Here is a 1,188-nt window from a genome sequence, read left to right on the forward strand (position 1 = left end):
CATGATCAGCATCGAGGATCGCCAACATGCCGTAGAGCTGATTGCTGTTGCCTGCAACGAGGGCGCCACCTTGGCGGTAGCCCCACTGTTGGTGGAGCGCATCGTCGAATTCACCGACCGTGTGCAGCGTCTACCTTGGAAGCCCAACCAGCCTTATCGCCATTAAGGCGCTCCTGCCCTGGGGCCGCTGGGGGGCTGATATGTTAGGCCTTACGTGGCTTATCCTAACAGCATCTGTTTGAAAAGCTGGTTGGTGATCTTACGAGGGCCTATCCACATTGAGCTCAGCGTTAAATCAGTAGTGATACCGCAGCTGGGCAATAAGCAAAGCGTCATCCGTGACCTTGTAAACGATGCGGTGTTCTTCGTTGATTCGCCGAGACCAGTAACCCGCGAGGCTGTGTTTAAGGGGTTCTGGCTTGCCGACTCCTTCAAATGGCTCTCGCTTGATTTCTTTGACTAGCTTGTTGATTCGGTTGAGAATCTTTTTGTCAGTTTTCTGCCAGTATAAATAGTCTTCCCAAGCGTTCTCGGAAAAGATGAGCTTCATTCAAGAAGCTCCTTTTCCTGACCGCCCCCTTGCTCCAACTCGGCAACGGATTCCAGTAAACGGCGGGCGTTTTTGGGCGCGCGCAGGAGGTAGGCTGTCTCTTGCAGTGCTTCATAGTCTTCGAGAGAGATCATGACCACGGATTGCGCCTTATTGCGGGTGATGATCATAGGAGAGTGGTCTTCACAGACCTGCTCCATGGTTTTTGCTAGGTTGGTTCTAGCGGCGGTGTAGCTGATGGCATCCATAAAGGGTACTCCTGTACGCGATCTTGTTAATGTACAGAATAGCGTACAGGGTTGGGTTTGCCAATTGGCTTCGCCGCGGTCGGTTTTCTCCGCTTTAAAACCGCGGTTGAGCTGGTGATACCCACGAATCGTATCCCACGCTAAGCCGTTGATCAAATTGCGCGTCAAACCTCGGCCTTCCAGGCCGGGGAAGGATAGCGCGAGGCGCGCAGCGCCCCCTGGTTGACAGGCTATATTTACCGCGCTAGATTCAAGTCATGACGACCGTACACCGCGCCTACCGTTATCGTTTTTATCCTACGCCTGAGCAAGTCGATCAGCTTGCCCGGACGTTTGGCTGTGTGCGGTACGTCTACAACCACTTCCTGCGCCAGCGCACCGATGCCTGGT

At 53.8% G+C, this 1,188-nt stretch carries 3 protein-coding genes; 1 reads left to right on the forward strand and 2 read right to left on the reverse strand.

Annotated features, from left to right (window positions below):
• Nucleotides 1-295 precede the first annotated feature (295 nt).
• Together CWI66_RS17515 and CWI66_RS17520 are read right to left on the reverse strand one after the other, a co-directional pair.
• Nucleotides 296-550, reverse strand: coding sequence for a Txe/YoeB family addiction module toxin (locus tag CWI66_RS17515; protein ID WP_081195528.1), 255 nt, complete (start codon nucleotides 548-550; stop codon nucleotides 296-298).
• On the reverse strand, nucleotides 547-798 hold the full coding sequence (locus tag CWI66_RS17520) for a type II toxin-antitoxin system Phd/YefM family antitoxin (RefSeq protein ID WP_081195530.1): 252 nt from the start codon (nucleotides 796-798) through the stop codon (nucleotides 547-549). Before CWI66_RS17520 ends, CWI66_RS17515 begins: the two co-directional genes overlap by 4 nt.
• A gap of 257 nt (nucleotides 799-1,055) precedes the next feature.
• Here CWI66_RS17520 and CWI66_RS17525 point away from each other — a divergent pair.
• Nucleotides 1,056-1,188: helix-turn-helix domain-containing protein (locus CWI66_RS17525; RefSeq protein WP_157809009.1), on the forward strand; the 133-nt coding region annotated here is incomplete at its 3' end.

Origin of the sequence: Halomonas sp. 141 (assembly GCF_002810305.1) — a bacterium.
Lineage (GTDB): Bacteria > Pseudomonadota > Gammaproteobacteria > Pseudomonadales > Halomonadaceae > Vreelandella > Vreelandella stevensii.

Excerpts from the sequence above, each read along its gene's own strand:
- CWI66_RS17515 (WP_081195528.1), bottom strand. The coding sequence starts at position 550 with ATGAAGCTCATCTTTTCCGAGAACGCTTGGGAAGACTATTTATACTGG.
- CWI66_RS17520 (WP_081195530.1), bottom strand. The coding sequence starts at position 798 with ATGGATGCCATCAGCTACACCGCCGCTAGAACCAACCTAGCAAAAACC.